The sequence below is a fragment of the Paenibacillus sp. MER 180 genome (assembly GCF_023713665.1).
Taxonomy (GTDB): Bacteria; Bacillota; Bacilli; order Paenibacillales; family Paenibacillaceae; genus Paenibacillus_B; species Paenibacillus_B suaedae.
The window spans coordinates 1-389 of record NZ_JAMAVT010000089.1 but is presented as its reverse complement, the minus strand read 5'-3'; the positions used below and the strand labels follow the sequence as shown (position 1 = coordinate 389).

2 protein-coding genes are annotated in these 389 nt (G+C 52.7%); both read right to left on the bottom strand.

Going from position 1 to position 389, the window contains the following annotated elements; translation table 11 throughout:
- Positions 1-189 (bottom strand): F0F1 ATP synthase subunit C (gene atpE / locus M3661_RS29970; protein WP_251491392.1); only part of this gene is annotated, 189 nt, incomplete at its 3' end.
- A 75-nt stretch (positions 190-264) separates the two neighbouring features.
- The gene (locus M3661_RS30965) at positions 265-378 is read right to left on the bottom strand and encodes a hypothetical protein (protein ID WP_397376569.1); all 114 of its coding nucleotides are present in this window, start codon (positions 376-378) and stop codon (positions 265-267) included.
- Between the last annotated feature and the right edge of the window lie 11 nt (positions 379-389).

Genomic DNA, 389 nt, shown 5'->3' with positions numbered 1-389 from the left:
GATCAGACCAGCCAGCAGGAACATCTTCGTTTGCAGCGGGTTGATGAGTTCCGGCTGACGTGCGCAGGCTTCGATGTACTTGCCACCCATCAGCGCGATACCGATACAGGCGCCGATTGCACCCAGGCCGATGATGATGCCGATACCGATGGCGGTCAGACCCTGGATGTTGGCGATGTAAGCTTGCATGATCACTCCTTTGTGAAAAGACTTGGAACTGAGATTTAAAAAACTAAAACGGAAACTCTTTCTTGCACGCCGCGCTTAGTGCTTGTCGTGCGCCTGGCCGAGATACACCAGCGTCAGCATCATGAAAATGAATGCCTGCAACAGAACAATCAGGATGTGGAAGATTGCCCAGACGCTACCCGCGATCACATGACCAACGA